The organism is Streptomyces sp. NPDC021093, from assembly GCF_044333135.1.
Lineage (GTDB): Bacteria > Actinomycetota > Actinomycetes > Streptomycetales > Streptomycetaceae > Streptomyces.
Map to the genome: position 1 here is coordinate 162,710 of NZ_JBIRQJ010000017.1, position 18,560 is coordinate 181,269.

Here is an 18,560-nt window from a genome sequence, read left to right on the forward strand (position 1 = left end):
CTACCACCCCGGCGGGCGCGACGAAGGCGGTGGCGGGCCACCGGGGACCCCGGACACACCCCCGTACCCGTCGTAGACGTTCGGTGCGAGCCGTCGGCCGCCTCTCGCCCCCACTCCCCCACGCCCCAGCACAAGCACCACCAGTCCACCCGCCACCAGCCCGAACACCCACCACGCCACGATGAGCTGCTCGACCAGGTCGAGCCTCCCGAGCCCCGCGAACAGATTCGCGCGGACCGCCACCGACACTCCCGCCGCCCCGCTCACCCCCACCAGGCCCGCCCCCACCAGCCCCAGCGGCCGGGAGTGCACCGCGCCCGCGAGCGCCCCGCACGCGCCGGTGAGGGTTACGGCCACCACGACCACGGAGGCCCAGCCCACCGGCACGCCGAGGAGCTGCAGCGCCTCGCCGCCGCCGGTGAAGCGTTCCGCGTACAGCGACAGCGGGCCGGGGTTCTGGACGTACCAGTACACCTCCCAGGCCGCCGCGCACGCCCCGGCCGCCCCGAGGAGCAGGAACGCCACGATGCCCGCCCCCCGGCCCGGCATCGTCGGCGCGATGCCGCGACCGTAGAGGCGCAGCGGCCGACGCCCCGCCACGACCACGATCAGCAGCGCCGCCGCCAGTCCGAGCGCCACGAAGGTGCTGAGCATGGCCCGCATCCTGAGCCCGTTCGGATACACCTCCGCGAATCCGTCGGCCCACAGCGCGGGGGCGCGCACGGCGAGGGTGACGAGGCCGGTCACGGCGAGGGCGGAGGCGGCGACCGGCGACCGGAACGCGCCGATCGCCACGACGACGTACACACACAGCAGTACGAAGTCGTAGAGCGTGGTCGCGGTGAGGAAGCGGTCGGGGCCGCTGCCCGCCCAGGCCCACCACAGCCTGGCCGGATCCTCGACGAGGCGCAGATCGCGGCCGATCCAGAGCGCGGTCAGGACGGCGAGCAGCAGGCACACTCCGCTGCCCGTGAACCGTGCGCCGCGTACAAGTGACTGAGGTTCCCCCGTCGGTCCCATGGGTGAATGGTCCCCCCTGGTACGGGAGTTGAACAAGAGGCCGACATTCGCTTTCGTAACGCACGAGAGCAAACGGCGACCGGCCGGGGCGACATGGCGCACCCCGGCCGGTCCACGGCACCCGCACGGCCGTACGTTCCTCAGCCTGACGGCTGTGCGTATCGCGGCCGGGTCGCGGGCATTGCCCTCGTGTTAACGCCGTTCCCACGCGTCAGCGCGGCACCACCACCCGCTCCTCCGCGAAGTGGCACGCCGAGTCGTGGACCGCCGGACTGTCCGCGTCCCGGAAGACCGCCGGCACCGCCAGCGCCGGGACCTCCTGTGCGCACCGCTCCTGCGCCTTCCAGCAGCGGGTGCGGAAGCGGCAGCCGGAGGGCGGGTTGGCGGGCGAGGGCACGTCGCCGCTGAGGATGATCCGCTCGCGGTGGTCGCGGGCGGTCGGGTCGGGGACGGGGACGGCGGAGAGCAGCGCCTGGGTGTAGGGGTGGGTGGGGTGCTCGTAGATCTCGGCGTCGCTGCCGATCTCGACGACCCGGCCCAGGTACATGACGCCGACCCGGTCGGAGATGTGCCGGACGATGGAGAGGTCGTGCGCGATGAAGAGGTAGGAGAGGTTGAACTCCTGCTGGAGCCGTTCAAGGAGATTGATGACCTGGGCCTGGACGGACACGTCGAGGGCCGAGACCGGTTCGTCGGCGACGATGATCTCCGGGTTGAGGGCGAGGCCGCGGGCGATGCCGATGCGCTGGCGCTGACCGCCGGAGAACTGGTGCGGATAGCGGTTGATGTACTCCGGGTTGAGGCCGACGACGTCCAGCAGGTCCTGGACCTTGCGCCGCCGGTCGCCCTTCGGGGCCACCTCGGGGTGGATCTCGTACGGTTCGCCGATGATGTCGCCGACCGTCATGCGCGGGTTCAGCGACGTGTACGGGTCCTGGAAGACCATCTGGATGTTGCGGCGGACCGCCTTCAGGGCCCTGCCGGACAGCTTGGTGATGTCCTCGCCCTTGTAGCGGATGGCCCCGGACGTGGGCTGTTCCAGCTGGACGAGCATCTTGGCGACGGTCGACTTGCCGCAGCCCGACTCGCCGACGATGCCGAGGGTCTCACCCGCGCCGAGGTCGAAGGAGACGCCGTCGACGGCCTTGACCGCGCCGACCACCTTCTTGCGGACGATGCCCTGGGTGAGGGGGTAGTGCTTGACCAGGTCGCGCACTTCCAGGATGGGTTCAGCCCCGCCGGCGGGCCTGTCGACCGGCCCTTCGGCGGGCTCGTCGGCCCCGTCCGGCCCGGTGGTGAACGTCACGGGGTCAGCCATCGAGCGTCTCCTTCCAGAAGTGGCAGGCGCTCTGGCGGCCTTCGGCCACGTCGAACAGCGGCGGCACGTCGGTGCGGCAGACGTCCCTGGCCTGCGGGCAGCGCGGGTTGAAGGCGCAGCCCGGCGGGATGTGCAGCAGGTTGGGCGGCAGGCCCTTGATCGCGTACAGCTCCTGGCCCTTCTGGTCCAGGCGCGGGATCGATTCGAGGAGGCCCTTGGTGTAGGGGTGGGCGGGGTTCTTGTAGATCTCGTGGACGGGGGCGTTCTCGACGATCCGGCCCGCGTACATGACGGCGATCTTGTCGGCGACGTCCGCGACGACGCCGAGGTCGTGGGTGATCAGGATCAGACCCATGTTGAGCTCGCGCTGCAGTTCGGCGAGGAGGTCCATCACCTGGGCCTGGACGGTCACGTCCAGCGCGGTCGTCGGCTCGTCCGCGATGATCAGCTTCGGCTCCAGGGCGAGCGCCATCGCGATCATGATGCGCTGGCGCATGCCGCCGGAGAACTGGTGCGGGTACTGCCCGACCCGTTCCTTCGCGGCCGGGATGCGCACCCGGTCCATCAGCTCGACGGCCTTCGCCCGGGAGTCCTTCTTCGACATCCCGCGGTGCACGACGAACATCTCGCCGAGCTGGTCGCCGACGGAGAGCACCGGGTTCAGGGAGGACAGCGCGTCCTGGAAGATCATGGCCATTCCGGCGCCGCGGATCTTGCGCCGCTGGTCCTCCTTGAGCTTCAGGACGTCCTGGCCCTCGAAGAGGATCTCGCCCTTGGGGATGCGCCCCGGCGGCATGTCGAGGATGCCCATGACGGCCTGTGCGGTCACCGACTTGCCGGATCCCGACTCGCCGAGCACGGCGAGGGTCTCGCCCTCGTCGACGCTGTAGTTGACCCCGTTGACGGCCTTGACCACGCCGTCGCGGGTCTTGAACTCCACGTGCAGGTCACGTACTTCGAGCAGCATGTCAGCAGCACCCTCTATCGCAGCTTGGGGTCGAGGGCGTCGCGCACCGCGTCGCCGAGCATGATGAACGCGAGGACCGTGACGGCGAGCGCTCCGGCCGGCCAGAGCAGCATGTGGGGCGCGTTGCGGACGTACCCCGAGGCGGACGAGATGTCGATGCCCCACGAGACGGTCGGCGCCTTCAGGCCGACGCCGAGGTAGGAGAGCGTGGCTTCGAGGGCGATGTACGTGCCCAGCGCGATGGTCGCGACGACGATGACCGGCGCGATCGCGTTCGGGGTGATGTGCCGCAGCAGCATCCGGGAGTTGCCCGCGCCCAGTGCGCGGGCGGCCTGTACGTAGTCGTTCTGCTTGGCGGTGATGACCGAGCCGCGCGCGATGCGGGCGATCTGCGGCCAGCCGAGCAGCACGATGAAGGTGATCACCGGCCAGACGGTGGTGCCGGGGACGACGGACAGGAAGACCAGGCCGCCGAGGACGACGGGGATCGCGAAGAAGACGTCCGTGATGCGGGAGAGCAGCGAGTCGAACCAGCCGCCGAAGAAGCCCGCGAGCCCGCCGAGGACGCTGCCGAGCAGGGCGACGCCGATGGTGGCGCAGACGCCGACGGTGACCGAGGCCCTGGCCCCGTACACCGTGCGTGTGTAGACGTCGCAGCCCTGGCCGTTGAAGCCGAAGGGGTGGCCCGGCTGGGAGCCCTGCTGGGCCTTGCCGAGGTCGCAGGCGAGGGGGTCCCCCGAGGCGATGGCCGAGGGCCACAGCGAGATGAACACCAGGAACGCGATGATCAGCCCGGAGACGATGAAGACGGGGTTGCGGCGCAGGTCGTGCCAGGCGTCGGACCACAGGCTGCGGGCCTTGTCGCCGCCGCTCTGCCCCGGTTTCGGGGGCTTCTCCAGGCTGGCGCCCTCGGCGACCGCGAGGTCCATCGCACCGCCGGAGCCACCGAGCGCGGAGATGGCGCCCTCGTCGTGCGGGTTCTGGGGGTTTCGGGGCTCAGGCATACCGGATCCTCGGGTCGAGAACGGCGTACAAGAGGTCGACGATCAGGTTCGCCACCAGGAAGACCAGCACCAGGACGGTCACGAAGCCGACGACGGTCTGCGAGCTCTGCCGGACGATGCCCTGGTAGAGCTGGTAGCCGACGCCGTGGATGTTGAAGATGCGCTCGGTGACGATCGCACCGCCCATCAGGGCGCCGATGTCGGTGCCGATGAAGGTGACCACCGGGATCAGGGAGTTGCGCAGCAGGTGCCGGCCGATGATCCGGCGGCGCGGCAGCCCCTTGGCGACGGCGGTGCGCACGTAGTCGGCGCGGGCGTTCTCGGCGACCGAGGTACGGGTGAGGCGGGTGACGTACGCGAGAGAGACGGACGCCAGCACCAGTCCTGGGATGAGGAGTTCGTCGATCGTGGCGGCCGGCGAGACGGCCGGTTTGATCAGTCCCCACTTCACTCCGAGCAGCAGCTGGAGCAGCAGTCCTGTGACGAAGGTGGGGATGGAGATGACGATGAGGGTGAGCAGCAGCACCCCGGTGTCGATCGGCCGGCCCCGGCGGAGCCCGGTGAGGACGCCGAGGCTGATGCCGATGACGATCTCGAAGACGATCGCCACCAGGGTGAGGCGGGCGGTGACCGGGAAGGCGGTCCCCATCAGCTCGGTGACCTTCTGGCCGTTGAAGGCCTTGCCGAAGTCACCGGTGAACAGGTTCCCCATGTAGGTCAGGTATTGCTGCCAGACCGGCTTGTCGAGGCCGAAGTCGGCCTTGAGCTGTGCGGCGGTCGCCGGATCGCACTTGCGGTCGCCGCACAGCCCCGCGACGGGGTCGCCCATCACGTTGACCATCAGGAAGATCAGCAGCGTGGCACCGAAGAAGACCGGGATCATCTGGAGCAGACGCCGGATCACATAACGTCCCATGAAGGGCTCCCGTGGTCGTCGTAACAGAACAACTCGCCTGCTACTGGCGTCAGTTGACCTTCAGCTCGTTGTAGACCGGGATGCTGAACGGGTTCAGCGCGACGCCCGAGGTGCGCTCGGAGTACGCGGCGGAGCCGTTCTGGTACCAGAGCGGGATGGCGGCCATCTGGTCGGAGACGACCTTCTCGGCCTCCTGGAACTTCTCGACGGCCTTGGGGGTCTCGGTCTCCGCGTTGGCCTCCTTCAGGAGGCGGTCGAAGTCCTTGTTGGACCACTTGCCGTCGTTGGACGAGGCGTCCGTCGCGTACAGCGGCTCCAGGAAGTTCTGGATCAGCGGGTAGTCCATCTGCCAGCCGGCCCGGAAGGGGCCGGGGAGCTTCTGTGTGCTGGCCTGGGCGCGGAAGTCGGCGAAGGTGCCGATGGGGTTGCCGACGCAGGCCTTGTTGTTGCCCAGCGCGTTGTTGATGCTGTTGCAGACGGCGTCCACCCACTCCTTGTGGGAGCCGGTGTCCGCGTTGTACGAGATGGACATCTGGCCGCCGGGGATGCCGCCGCCCTCGGCGACCAGCTTCTTGGCCTCGGCCGCGTTGTACTCGCAGGAGGCGCCGCACAGCCCGGCCTTGTAGCCGCCGGCCACGCCGAGCACCGGGGAGGTCCAGTCGGTGGCGGGGGTGCGGGTCTTCTGGAAGATCGTGTCGGTGATCTGCGCCCGGTTGATGGCCATGGACAGGCCCTTGCGGAGCTTCTCCGAGCCGGGCTTGTTCCACTTCTCGTCGTAGAACGGGAAAGAGAGCGTCTGGATGATGCCGGCCGGGGTGTTGAGGTACCGGCCGGCGAGGTCGTTCTTGACGTTCTTCAGCTGGGCGGCGGGCACGTCGTCGAGCAGGTCGAGGTTGCCGGCCGTCAGGTCGGTGTAGGCGGTGCCGTAGTCGCTGTAGACCTTGAGGTCCACGCCCTCGTTCTGGGCCTTGTCGGTGCCCGGGTAGTCGGCCCACTTGCGCAGGCTCATCACCGAGCCCTTGTCGTAACTCTTGACGGTGTACGGGCCGTTGCCGACCGGCGTCTTGAGGAAGCCGTCGTGGTCGTCGAAGAAGGCCTGGGGGAGCGGGGCGAACGCGGCGTAGCCGAGCGTCTCGGGCCAGGTGGAGAACTTCTGGGTGAGCTTGACCGTGAAGGTGTTCTCGCCCGTGACCTTGAGGCCCGACAGGGTCTCGGCGGTGGCCGCGCCCTGCTCGGGGTGGACCTTGTCGTACCCCTCGATGTAGCCGAAGAAGGGGGCGTTCTTCTGCTTGTTCTTGAGGTGCGCGGCGTAGTTCCAGGCGTCCACAAAGGACTTGGCGGTCACTTTCTCGCCATTGCTGAACTTCCAGCCGTTCTTGACCGTGACGGTGAAGTTCTGCGAGTCGGTGGTCTCGAACTTCTCGGCGAGCATGTTCTCGGCCGCACCGGTCTTCGGGTTGTACCGCTTGAGGCCCCGGAAGAGCATCTCCAGGACCTTGCCGCCCTGCACCTCGTTGGTGTTGGCGGGCTCCAGGGGGTTCTGCGGGTCGCCCCACGACGCACTGACCACGCCCGCCTCGCCGCCGCCTCCCCCGCCGCCGCAGGCGGTCGCTGCGAGTGCGACCGCTGCCGCGCATGCGGCCCACTTGGCGTGCCTGGCTCCGCGCATGGAGTGCCTCCTAGAGTCCCAATGACGACTTAGGGACTCATATCACCCCATACAGGACGATGCTGCATCTTCACCGCGCCCATATGTACGCCGTGTCATGTACGCCGTGTCCGGCCGGTCCCCGCCGGTCAGCCGATCGGCGGCGCCGGATCGGTCGCGAGCCGGGCGTGCACGTGCATGTCGAAGGGCCTGGCCGGGCCGGGTGCGGGCAGCGCCTCCCTGGCCACGCCCTCCGCGACGTACCCCGCCCGCTCCGCGACCCGGCAGGACGCGTCGTTCGCCGTCGCGTGCCCCAGCTCGATCCGGTGCAGGCCGAGCTCCGTGAAACCCCAGCGGGTGCACAGCTCGACCGCCCGGGTGACCACTCCCCTGCCCCGGGCGCCGGGACGCAGCCAGTAGCCGATCCCCGCGCAGCCCCGGCGCGGTTCGATCTTGTGCAGGCCCACCGACCCGTACACCTCGCCGGTGTGCTCGTCGGTGATGCAGTACTGGGCGTTGTCACCGCGCGCCCAGCCGTCCGCCCGGGTACGGATGTGCCGCAGCGCCGCCTCCCGGTCGAAGGGGCCCACCTGCATGCCGTCCCAGCGGCGGGCCTCGGGGTCGTTGATCCCGTCCAGCATCGCCGCCACGTCGTCCTCGGCCCACTCCCGCAGCCGCAGTCCGAATCCGGTCAGCTCGATGAAGGCAAGGGCCATGCGGGGTCTCCTCTGTGGTGTGTGCGTGCGTACGGCCGCGTACGTACGTACGGGGAAACGACCCCGCCCCCGGCCCGAGGAGCTCGGGACGGGGGCGGGGCCGAAAAGGACGGGCTACGGGTGCGGAGGGTCAGGCCGCGCCCACCACGTCCTTCTCCTCGGCGAAGTGGCACGCCGATTCGTGGGCCGCCGGAGTGTCCTGACCCGTGAACCGGGTCGGGATCGCCAGCAGCGGCTCCTCCTTTGCGCACTTGTCCTCTGCCTTCCAGCAGCGGGTGCGGAAGCGGCAGCCCGACGGCGGGTTGGCCGGCGAGGGCACGTCACCGGTGAGGATGATCCGCTCGCGGTGCTCGCGGGCGGTCGGGTCCGGGACGGGGACGGCGGAGAGCAGCGCCTGGGTGTAAGGGTGCGTCGGGTGCTCGTAGATCGCCGCGTCACTGCCGATCTCGGCCATCTTGCCCAGGTACATCACGCCGACCCGGTCGGAGATGTGCCGGACGATGGAGAGGTCGTGCGCGATGAAGAGGTAGGACAGGTTGAACTCGTCCTGGAGCTTCTCCATCAGGTTGATGACCTGCGCCTGGACGGAGACGTCCAGGGCCGAGACGGGCTCGTCGCAGATGATGATCTCCGGGTTGAGCGCGAGGCCGCGGGCGATGCCGATGCGCTGGCGCTGACCGCCGGAGAACTGGTGCGGATAGCGGTTGATGTACTCCGGGTTGAGGCCGACGACGTCCAGCAGGTCCTGGACCTTGCGCCGCCGGTCGCCCTTCGGGGCCACCTCGGGGTGGATCTCGAAGGGCTCCCCGATGATGTCGCCGACCGTCATGCGCGGGTTCAGCGACGTGTACGGGTCCTGGAAGACCATCTGGATGTTGCGGCGGACCGCCTTCAGGGCCCTGCCGGACAGCTTGGTGATGTCCTGGCCCTTGTAGAAGACCTCGCCCGCGGTCGCCTTCTCCAGCGTCATCAGGAGCTTGGCGACCGTGGACTTGCCACAGCCGGACTCGCCCACGATGCCCAGGGTCTCGCCCTGGTACAGGTCGAAGGAGATGCCGTCGACGGCCTTGACCGCGCCGACCTGCTTCTTGATCAGGATGCCCTGGGTGAGCGGGAAGTGCTTCACCAGGTTGCGGACCTGGAGGATCGGCTCGCCGCGCTCGACGGGCTTCTCCAGGGCCGCGACGGCCTGGGTCTCGGACGCCGCGTCGACGACCTCGACCTCGGAGACGTTCGGGGTGGTGTCCACCGGCTTGTCGTTCTTGGTGGGCTCAGCCATGGATCGTCTCCTTCCAGAAGTGGCACGCGCTGCCGCGACCGGTCAGGTCGCCGCCGTCCCGCTCGGTCACCTGGACCAGCGGCGGCACGTCGGTGCGGCAGATGTCCTGCGCCTTGGGGCAGCGCGGGTTGAACGCGCAACCGCTCGGGATCTTCAGCAGGTTGGGCGGCAGGCCCTTGATCGCGTACAGCTCCTGGCCCTTCTGGTCCAGGCGCGGGATCGATTCGAGGAGACCCTTGGTGTACGGGTGCGCCGGGCGCTTGTAGATCTCGTGGACCGGAGCGGTCTCGACGATCCGGCCCGCGTACATCACCGCGATCTTGTCCGCGACGTCGGCGACGACGCCGAGGTCGTGGGTGATCAGGATCAGACCCATGTTGTACTCGCGCTGCAGCTCCGCGAGCAGGTCCATGACCTGGGCCTGCACGGTCACGTCGAGGGCCGTGGTCGGCTCGTCCGCGATGATCAGGTCCGGCTCCAGGGCGAGCGCCATCGCGATCATGATGCGCTGGCGCATGCCGCCGGAGAACTGGTGCGGGTAGTCGTTGACCCGCTCCCTGGCCGCCGGGATCTTGACCTTGTCCATCAGCTCGACGGCCTTGGCCTTGGCGTCCTTGCGGCTGAGGCCCTCGTGCACCCGGTACATCTCGCCGAGCTGGTAGCCCACCGAGAGCACGGGGTTGAGGGAGGACAGCGCGTCCTGGAAGATCATCGCGATCTTCCGGCCACGGATCTTCCGCCGCTCCTCGTTGGACATCTTCAGCATGTCCTGGCCGCGGAAGAGGATCTCGCCCTGCGGGATCCTGCCGGGCGGCATGTCGAGGATGCCCATGATCGCCTGGGCGGTCACCGACTTGCCGGAGCCCGACTCGCCGAGCACGGCGAGGGTCTCGCCCGCGTCGACCGAGTAGTTGACGCCGTTGACGGCCTTGGCCACGCCCTCGCGGGTGTGGAACTCCACGTGCAGGTCGCGCACGTCGAGCAGGGGGCCGTTGTGGTCACCGTCGCCCGAGAGGACGGGCACGTTCGCTGGTTTGTCCATGATGGTCACGTACGCCTCCCTCAGCGCAGCTTCGGGTCGAGGGCTTCGCGCACGGCGTCACCCATCATGATGAACGCCAGGACGGTCAGGCTCAGCAGACCGGCCGGGAAGATCAGGGTGTGGGGGTTGTTGCGGATGTCCTGCGTGGCGTCGGAGATGTCGCCGCCCCACGAGATGGAGCCGCCGCCCAGGCCGAGGCCCAGGAACGACAGCGTCGACTCGGCGACGATGTACGTGCCCAGGGCGATGGTCGCGACGACGATCACCGGCGCGATCGCGTTCGGCAGGATGTGCCGGAACAGGATCCGCTTGGTGCCCGCGCCGAGCGCCTTGGCCGCCATCACGTAGTCCGCGTGCTTGGTCGTGATGACCGCACCGCGCATCACGCGGGCGATCTGCGTCCAGCCGAGGAAGGCCAGGGCGCCCATGACGACCCAGACCGTGCGGTTGGTGAAGGCGTTCAGGACGACCATCGCGCCGAGCAGGAACGGGATGCCGAAGAAGACGTCGGTGAGACGCGAGATCAGGCTGTCCCAGAAGCCGCCGAAGTAGCCGGCCAGCATGCCGAACAGGCCGCCGAAGAGGGTGACCAGGATCGTGACGCCGAGGCCGACCAGGATGGAGTTCCGGGCGCCGTAGAGCGTACGGGAGTAGATGCTGCGTCCCGTGCGGTCGTAGCCGAACCAGTCCGCCTGGAAGAAGTGCGTGAGCTCCGGCTTGCCCAGGAAGTGGTTGGCCTGGTCGCCGATGGTGGGGCTGGCGTTGGTGAACAGACCGGGGGCGGCCGCCACTACGAGCATCAGCAGGATCAGTGCCGACGAGATGACGAACAGCGGGTTGCGCCGCAGGTCGCGCCAGGCGTCGGCGCCGAGGCTGCGCGCCTTGGACGCCGCAGCGCCGCCGTCCGTGGAGACGGGCTCCCCCGCGACCACGTTCGCGGCGTCCTCGTGAGCGGTCTTGGTGAGGTCAGGCATAACGGATCCTCGGGTCCAGGACCGCGTAAAGCAGGTCGACGAGCAGGCTGGCGAGGAGGTACACGAGCACCAGGACGGTGACGACACCGACGATGATCGTGCCCTCGCGTCGGGCGATCGCCTCGAAGAGGAGGTTGCCGATGCCCGTGACGTTGAAGATGCCCTCGGTGATGACCGCGCCGCCCATCAGGCTTCCGATGTCGGTGCCCAGGTAAGTGACCACGGGAATCAGCGAGTTGCGCAGCAGGTGCCGGGTGACGATGCGCTGCTTGGGCAGGCCCTTGGCGACGGCGGTACGCATGTAGTCCGCCGACTTGTTCTCGGCGATCGAGGTGCGCGTGAGCCGCGCCACGTACGCCAGGCCGACCAGCCCGAGCACGAGTGCCGGGACCATCAGCTGGCTGAAGCTCTCGGAGTCCTGCACGGTCGGGGTGATCCAGCCGAGCTCATTGCCGAAGTACAGCTGGAAACCGAGACCCACGACGAAGATCGGAACGGAGATCACCAGCAGCGTGAACAGCGTCACGCCGGTGTCGATGACCTTCCCGCGGCGGATGCCCGCAAGCACGCCGAGGGTGATGCCGACGACAAGCTCGAAGGCCCACGCCATCGAGGCGAGGCGGATCGAGACCGGGAAGGCCTGCGTGATGTCGTCGAGCACGGGCCTGCCACCCGCGATGGTCTTGCCGAAGTCCCCCTGGAACAGCCCGCCCATGTAGTGCAGGTACTGCTGCCACAGCGGGAGGTCCAGGCCTCGCTCGTGCCGGATCTGCGCGACCTGCGCCGGGTCCGGCGGCTTGTCCCCCCACAGCGCCGCGACCGGGTCGCCGGGGAGCACATTGACCATGAGGAAAATAAGCAGGGTTGTCCCGATGAAGACCGGGATCATCTGGAGCAGTCGCCTAGCGACGTAGCGCCCCATTGGTGCCTCCGTCCATTGCGGAGCCGCCCGAAGCGACGCCCGGGATCGCCGGGCGTCGCTTCGGGAACGGATCTCCGGCGACTACTTCTTGAAGACCTCGACCGCAGTGAGGATCGGGTCACCGGCCTGGTCGAACTCAACGCTCTTCACGTTGTTCGAGTAGGCGGAGTTGATCTGGTTGTAGAAGAGCGGGATGCCCGGCATCGTGTTGACCAGCTGCTTCTCAGCTTCCTGGTACAGCTTCGCCGACTCGTCGATCGTCTTGGCCTGGTCGGCCTTCTTGGACAGCTCGTCGAACTTCGGGTCCGAGAAGTCGCCCTTGTTGCCGTCGACGCCCGTGCCGTACAGGTCGGCCAGGAAGTTGCCGTTGAACGGGTAGTCCAGGGTCCAGCCGGACCGGTAGAAGGACTTGACCTTCTTCTGGTCGCGGATCTCGGTGTCGGCCTGGAAGTCCGTCACCGGGTCGCCCGTGCACTTCACACCGGTGTTCTTGGTGATGTCGTTGCAGACGGCCGTGACCCAGCCCTTGTGCGGCTGGTCGGCGTTGTACTGGATGGTCATGGCGCCACCGGGGACACCGCCACCGGCCGTGATGAGCTTCTTGGCCTTCTCCGGGTTGAACGTGCAGACCTCGCCGCAGGCGTTCTCCTGGTAGCCCTTCACACCCGGGGCGACCCAGCCGGTGGCCGGCTTGCGGTTGCCGTAGAAGGTGGTCTTGGCGATCGTGGCGCGGTCGATGGCCATCGACAGGCCCTGCAGGACCCGGACGTCGATCTTCTTCCACTGGTCCGTGTAGAAGGCCGGGTTCATCGTGTTGATCGCCGAGAACTCGGACGTGATCGCACGCTTGCCGAAGTCCTGCTTGTAGTTGGCGAGTTCGCTGTCCGGGGCCAGCGGCATCGTGTCGACGTTGTCGGAGCGCAGGTCGTTGTAGGCCGCGGTCGGCGTCGTGTACGCCTTGAAGTCGACGCCACCGTTCTTCGGCTTCTTCTCGCCCTTGTACTCGGGCCAGGCCGAAACCTTGATCGACTTCTTGTGCTGCCAGGACTGGAACTTGTAGGGACCGTTGCCGACCGGCTTCTCGCCGTACGTCTTCGGGTCCTTCAGCGCCGCGGCGGGCAGCGGGTAGAACGGCGAGTACACCAGCTTGTAGGCGTAGTACGGGATGCCATGGTTCAGCGTGATGGTGAAGGTGGACTCGTCGACGACCTTCAGGCCGGACATCGTCGTGCCGGTGCCCTTGCCCTTGGCCGGGTGCACGGCGTCGTAGCCGACGATGTCGCGGTACCAGGCGCTGTTCTTCTGGCCGTTGGCCGGGTTGGCGGCCCAGTTCCAGGCGTCGACGTACGACTTGGCGGTGACGGCTTCGCCGTTGTGGAACTTCCAGCCGGCCTTCAGCTTGACCGTCCACACCTTGTTGTTGGCGTCAGGCGTGACCGACTCGGCGTTCTCGTTCACGATGTTGCCGGCCTTGTCATAGCTGACCAGACCCGTGAAGAGGGAGTTGATGACGACGCTGCCGTACGCCTCCATGGTGTTGGCCGGCTGCAGAGGGTTCTGCGGCTCACCATTGGCGTAGCTGACGATCCCCTTGGGGTCGACTGTCTTGTTGGCGTTGTCGCTGCCACTGTCCTTGCCGCCGCCACAAGCTGTCGCTGCGAGCGCGACCACACCTGCCATGGCGACCCACTTGGCGCTCTTGGCACCACGCATGGGGTTCCTCCTCATGAGTCCACTTGTTAACTGCAAGAGGGGGCACAGGTGCACTCGCCGACACCCCTGACGGCGAGAAAGTTCTGGTGCCCCAGTGTGCTCGTGAGTCGGCGCTCCCCACAGCGCGTGACCCATTGACCCGAGCTCAATGGAGCCAACTATTAAGTACGCCCGGACCGTAAACCACACTTAAAGGGTCTCGTTTTGACAACATCACTTACCCCTCAGTGCCCGAAATCCGGACAAACCGAGCACAGACAGACACCCCCGAAACGGACTGTTAACGCAACTTCCGGAGAACGTTGAACGATATCCGGACACATGGCTCACGTAATTGACTTGACCGGTCAGTACGAAATCCACAGTGGATCATGGCCTGGAACAACGAATGGCCCGGCACCCCGCCAAGGCGGGGTGCCGGGCCATTCGTTCAGGGGCGCGGGGAACTGCGCGACCGGCCCTCCACCGGCCCGCAGATCCCCAACTACCGCCTAGCGCCTAGCGCTTGGCACGGGAAGCGGAGCGACCCCGCTCCTTCGCGTCCAGGACGACCTTGCGGATGCGCACCGTCTCCGGCGTCACCTCGATGCACTCGTCCTCGCGGCAGAACTCCAGCGACTGCTCAAGCGACAGCTTGCGGGCCGGAACCACGTTCTCCGTGGTGTCCGCGGAAGCCGCACGCATGTTGGTGAGCTTCTTCTCCTTGGTGATGTTCACGTCCATGTCGTCGGCGCGCGAGTTCTCGCCAATGATCATGCCCTCGTACACCTCGGTGCCGGCCTCGGTGAAGATGACACCGCGCTCCTGGAGGTTGACCATCGCGAACGGCGTGACCGTGCCCGAACGGTCCGCGACGAGCGAGCCGTTGTGACGGGTGCGCAGGTCGCCGAACCACGGCTCGTGACCCTCGAAGATCGAGTGCGCGATGCCGGTGCCGCGGGTCTGGGTCAGGAACTCCGTACGGAAGCCGATCAGGCCACGAGAAGGAACGATCCACTCCATGCGGACCCAGCCCGAACCGTGGTTCGTCATGGTCTCCATGCGGCCCTTGCGGGTCGCCATGAGCTGCGTGATGGCGCCGAGGTGCTCCTCCGGCGAGTCGATCGTCATGCGCTCGATCGGCTCGTGCTTCTTGCCGTCGATCTGCTTGGTGACGACCTCGGGCTTGCCGACGGTCAGCTCGAAGCCCTCACGGCGCATCTGCTCGACGAGGATGGCCAGCGCCAGCTCACCGCGGCCCTGCACCTCCCACGCGTCGGGACGCTCGGTGTCCAGGACGCGCAGCGAGACGTTACCGACCAGCTCGCGGTCGAGGCGGTCCTTGATCTGGCGCGCGGTGACCTTGTGGCCCTTGCCGCCCTTGCCGACCAGCGGCGAGGTGTTGGCACCGATGGTCATCGAGATCGCGGGCTCGTCGACCGTGATCAGCGGCAGCGCGATCGGGTTCTCGGGGTCGGCCAGGGTCTCGCCGATCATGATGTCCGGGATACCGGCGATGGCGCAGATGTCGCCCGGACCCGCCACCTCGGCGGGCTTGCGGGTGAGGGCCTCGGTCATCATCAGCTCGGTGATGCGGACGTTGGACATCGTGCCGTCGCGCTTGATCCAGGCCACGGTCTGGCCCTTGCGCAGCTCGCCCTGCTCGACGCGGCAGAGCGCGATACGGCCGAGGAAGTTGTCGGCGTCGAGGTTGGTGACGTGCGCCTGAAGGGGGGCGGCCTCGTCGTACTCGGGTGCCGGGACGTGCTGGAGGATCGTGGAGAAGAACGGCTCCAGGTTCTCGCTGTCGGCCGGGACGGTGCCGTCCTCCGGCTTGGTCAGCGAGGCGACGCCGTCACGCGCACAGGCGTAGACGATCGGGAACTCGATCTGGTCCTCGTCCGCGTCCAGGTCCAGGAACAGGTCGTACGTCTCGTCGACGACCTCGGCGATCCGGGAGTCGGGGCGGTCGGTCTTGTTGATGCAGAGGATGACCGGCATCTTCGCGGCGAGCGCCTTGCGGAGCACGAAGCGGGTCTGCGGGAGCGGGCCCTCGGACGCGTCGACCAGCAGGACGACGGCGTCGACCATCGACAGGCCGCGCTCGACCTCACCACCGAAGTCGGCGTGGCCGGGGGTGTCGATGATGTTGATCGTGATGACGTCGCCGCCATCCTTCGGGTGGTACTTCACCGCGGTGTTCTTGGCCAGGATCGTGATGCCCTTCTCACGCTCCAGGTCGTTGCTGTCCATCATGCGGTCGTCGAGCGACTCAGCGGCGTGCGCGGCGAAGGCGCCGGCCTGCTTGAGCATGGCGTCGACCAGGGTGGTCTTGCCGTGGTCGACGTGAGCGACGATGGCGACGTTACGGATGTCGTGGCGCGTGGGCATGGGTTGCTTAACGCTTCTCTCGATCGTGGGATGCGGCGTCTCGTTCCTCGTACGCCCACCGGGCGGACGCGCCACGGCTTACCCCATGGTACGGGGCGGACGCCGGACGGGCTTCCCGGGCCGATCGGGAGGGGGTGGTTCAGGGGTGGGGGGATACCGCGCTCTGGGTCAAGGAGTCCCGCACGACCTTGCCCGCCGGGGACCCGGCGGGCAAGGGAATTGAGCCGAACCTGAGCTGATTCTCAGATCCCGAGATGGCCGCTGACCTGCGGCGGAGATTTTATTTCCGATTACTTGCGGTCATCCTTGGCCGAATCGGGCTTCTGCTCGGGCTTCTTGAAACCGATGTCCTGGTAGCGGGGTGCGGAGAAGCCGAAGGCGCCCGCGTTGGCCAGCTGCGGTCGCACCGCGACGAGCTCCGGGCGCTGGTAGAGCGGGATGGATCCGGCGGCCGCCCAGATCCGTGCGTCGGCCTGCCGCACCAGGTCGCGGGCGGTTTCGTCGTCGAGTTCGGCGGCGGCCCGGTCGAAGAGCTGGTCGATGTGGTCGGTGCCGACCCGGGTGTAGTTCTGCTCGACGAGCAGCGAGCCGTCGGCGGCGGGCTCGGGCTTCGCGAAGATCGGCCGGCCGTCGGTGGCGGGGTAGGCGGTGCCGGGCCACGAGTAGAGCGCCAGGTCGTAGTCGCCCGAGGCGATGTGGTCCTTGAAGTAGCTCTGGTCGTCGACCTTGGTGACCTCGGTGCGTACGCCGATGGCCTGGAGCATCTTCGAGATCTTCTCGCCGACGGTGCGCAGGGCTGCCGAGCCGGCGTCGGAGGGGAGCACGAAGCGCAGGGTCAGCGGCTTGCCGTCCTTGCCGACCAGGCGGGGGGCGTGCGCGGCGGCGGCTCCGGCGGCGCGGGCTCCGGCGGCGCGGGCGGCCGGGGCCGCGGTGCCTCTCGGGGCGTAGGCACCGGCCATGCCGCCCTTCTTCTCCTGGGCCTCGGTCTTGCTGTCGGCCTTACCGTCCGCCCTGGCGCCCGCCCGGGTGTCGGAGCTCTGCCTGAGGTCGCGGGGGGCGAAGGCGGGGGCGAGGACGTAGATGCCGGACTCGGTGCGGAAGGCGTTGTTGCCGTTGTCGCCGGGCAGGCCGACGGGCTTGGCGTCCGCGGGCTTGTTGTCGTCGCCGACGATGTACATGCCGTCGTCCGAGGCCTCCTCCTCGCTGCTCTCCTGCTTCTTCCTGGCCTGCTCGCGCTTCTTCTTCTCCTTCTCCGCGTCGGAGCTGCTGCCCGCCGTACGGCTGCCCGCACCGCCGGGCGTGAAGCCCGCGTCGGCGAGCAGGGCCTGCGCGGCCTGGGTGTCCTGGCTGCCGAGGGCGTCGCTGCCGTCGGCGTACGTCTGCTGCCCGGCGAGCGCGAGGTGGCTGCCGAGCGGGGCGGCGGGCAGGCCGAGCGGGGCGAGAACGGACTCGGCGAGCTCCTGCCGGTTCAGGGCGCGAGCCACGGCGCGGCGCACCCGCTCGTCGGAGAGCGGCCCCGATGCGCCGTTCAGGGCGAGCTGGGTGTACGCGGGCTCCAGGGACTTGCGGACGGTGAAGCGGCGCAGGCCGCGCTGCTCGGTGGCGTACTTCCGGGCCGCCTCCCTGGCCTTCCTGCGGACCTCCTGCTCGGCCTCGGCCTGCTCCTCGTCGGCGGCGCCGTGCGCCCGCGCCCAGGAGCGGAGCGCATCGGCGGGGGTGGTGGTCGAGCCGGGGCCGTGGGCGACGGGCGGCTTTCCCGCGTCCTTGGCGGCGAGGGCGATGCGTTCGGCGGCGGGCCTGTCGATCTCGGCGAGGTCGATCCTGCCCTCGGCCAGTGCGGTGTCCCGCTCGCCGCGCGGTACGGCGCGCAGCACCAGCTTGTCGAGCTTGGCGGGCTGTCCCCACCAGCGCGGGTTGCGCTCCAGGACGATCGAGCCGTCCGCGCGGTCCAGCTTCACCGGGCGGAAGGGTCCTGCCGTCTGCTTCAGCTTCGTCCGCGCGCCGTCGTTGAAGGCGTCGGGCGTGCCCATCACCTCCTTGGGGTACAGCGGGGTGAAGAGCGAGCGCCAGTCGGCGTACGGCTTGGCGTAAGTGACCTTCACCTCAAGGTTGTTGGCGCCCTTCTCGATCTTCTCGATGCGCTCGTAACCGGCGTTGCGGGCGGTCCAGTAGGCGGACTCCTTGCCGCGCAGCGCCCGCCACTGGGCGACGAAGTCGGCGGCGCCGATCTCCCGGCCGTCGCCCCACACGGCCTGCTGGTTGATCTTGTAGAGGACGACCTGCTTGGGCTCGCGCTCGACGATCGAGGCGTCCTCCAGGAAGTCCGGATTGCGCTGCGGCGCCCCGGCCTCGTCGAGTACGAAGAGGGAGGGGAGCACCGCGCCCGCGATGCGCGCCGTGGTGGCGTCGGCGTCGGCCTGGAAGGCGTTGAAGGTCTCGGGCACCGAATCGACGGCCCAGTTCAGCGTGCCCCCGTCGGCGACCTGCTCGCGGTTCGTGGCGGCGAGGTCCGCGGCGACGGCCGCCGCGCCCGTGGCCCCCGCGTCGTCCGCACCGCCGCCGCAGCCGGTCAGGACGGGGAGCGCGAGCACGCCGGAGGTGAGGAGCGCCACACCGCGAAGGGGGCGGGGGGACCTCCGGAACCCGTTGGGTACGCCGACGTCGGACATGG

General features: G+C 68.5%; 14 protein-coding genes. All 14 read right to left on the reverse strand.

Annotation, left to right across the window (positions count from 1 at the left end; translation table 11 throughout):
• Complete coding sequence (locus tag ACH4SP_RS39340) at positions 1-1,020, reverse strand: hypothetical protein (protein ID WP_398422718.1); 1,020 nt, start codon at positions 1,018-1,020, stop codon at positions 1-3.
• A 211-nt stretch (positions 1,021-1,231) separates the two neighbouring features.
• Positions 1,232-2,338, reverse strand: coding sequence for an ABC transporter ATP-binding protein (locus ACH4SP_RS39345; protein ID WP_398422720.1), 1,107 nt, complete (start codon positions 2,336-2,338; stop codon positions 1,232-1,234).
• Positions 2,331-3,305, reverse strand: a complete 975-nt coding sequence (locus ACH4SP_RS39350; protein WP_398422722.1) for an ABC transporter ATP-binding protein — start codon at positions 3,303-3,305, stop codon at positions 2,331-2,333. The genes ACH4SP_RS39345 and ACH4SP_RS39350 overlap by 8 nt, the downstream gene beginning before the upstream one ends.
• A gap of 14 nt (positions 3,306-3,319) precedes the next feature.
• Positions 3,320-4,309 (reverse strand): ABC transporter permease, encoded by a 990-nt coding sequence (locus tag ACH4SP_RS39355; RefSeq protein ID WP_398422724.1) that lies wholly within the window; start codon positions 4,307-4,309, stop codon positions 3,320-3,322.
• Positions 4,302-5,225: an ABC transporter permease gene (locus ACH4SP_RS39360; protein ID WP_398422726.1), complete on the reverse strand. Its 924-nt coding sequence runs from the start codon at positions 5,223-5,225 to the stop codon at positions 4,302-4,304. The genes ACH4SP_RS39355 and ACH4SP_RS39360 overlap by 8 nt, the downstream gene beginning before the upstream one ends.
• Positions 5,226-5,274: 49 nt before the next feature.
• Positions 5,275-6,894: an ABC transporter substrate-binding protein gene (locus ACH4SP_RS39365; protein WP_398422728.1), complete on the reverse strand. Its 1,620-nt coding sequence runs from the start codon at positions 6,892-6,894 to the stop codon at positions 5,275-5,277.
• A gap of 128 nt (positions 6,895-7,022) precedes the next feature.
• Complete coding sequence (locus tag ACH4SP_RS39370) at positions 7,023-7,589, reverse strand: GNAT family N-acetyltransferase (protein WP_398422730.1); 567 nt, start codon at positions 7,587-7,589, stop codon at positions 7,023-7,025.
• Between the two features lie 130 nt (positions 7,590-7,719).
• A complete protein-coding gene (locus ACH4SP_RS39375) occupies positions 7,720-8,868 on the reverse strand; it encodes an ABC transporter ATP-binding protein (protein ID WP_398422732.1) in 1,149 nt (382 codons plus the stop codon).
• Positions 8,861-9,910: an ABC transporter ATP-binding protein gene (locus ACH4SP_RS39380; protein ID WP_398422847.1), complete on the reverse strand. Its 1,050-nt coding sequence runs from the start codon at positions 9,908-9,910 to the stop codon at positions 8,861-8,863. The genes ACH4SP_RS39375 and ACH4SP_RS39380 overlap by 8 nt, the downstream gene beginning before the upstream one ends.
• A 20-nt stretch (positions 9,911-9,930) precedes the next feature.
• Positions 9,931-10,884 carry an ABC transporter permease gene (locus ACH4SP_RS39385; RefSeq protein WP_398422734.1) on the reverse strand — a complete coding sequence of 318 codons (954 nt, stop codon included), beginning with the start codon at positions 10,882-10,884 and terminating at the stop codon, positions 9,931-9,933.
• Positions 10,877-11,806 (reverse strand): ABC transporter permease, encoded by a 930-nt coding sequence (locus tag ACH4SP_RS39390; RefSeq protein WP_398422736.1) that lies wholly within the window; start codon positions 11,804-11,806, stop codon positions 10,877-10,879. The genes ACH4SP_RS39385 and ACH4SP_RS39390 overlap by 8 nt, the downstream gene beginning before the upstream one ends.
• Before the next feature lie 81 nt (positions 11,807-11,887).
• Entirely contained in the window at positions 11,888-13,519 is a 1,632-nt protein-coding gene (locus ACH4SP_RS39395; protein ID WP_398422738.1) for an ABC transporter substrate-binding protein, read from the reverse strand.
• A gap of 498 nt (positions 13,520-14,017) precedes the next feature.
• On the reverse strand, positions 14,018-15,889 hold the full coding sequence (gene typA / locus ACH4SP_RS39400; protein WP_398422740.1) for a translational GTPase TypA: 1,872 nt from the start codon (positions 15,887-15,889) through the stop codon (positions 14,018-14,020).
• Positions 15,890-16,179: 290 nt separating this feature from the next.
• Positions 16,180-18,558, reverse strand: coding sequence for an ABC transporter family substrate-binding protein (locus ACH4SP_RS39405; RefSeq protein WP_398422742.1), 2,379 nt, complete (start codon positions 18,556-18,558; stop codon positions 16,180-16,182).
• Positions 18,559-18,560 lie beyond the last annotated feature (2 nt).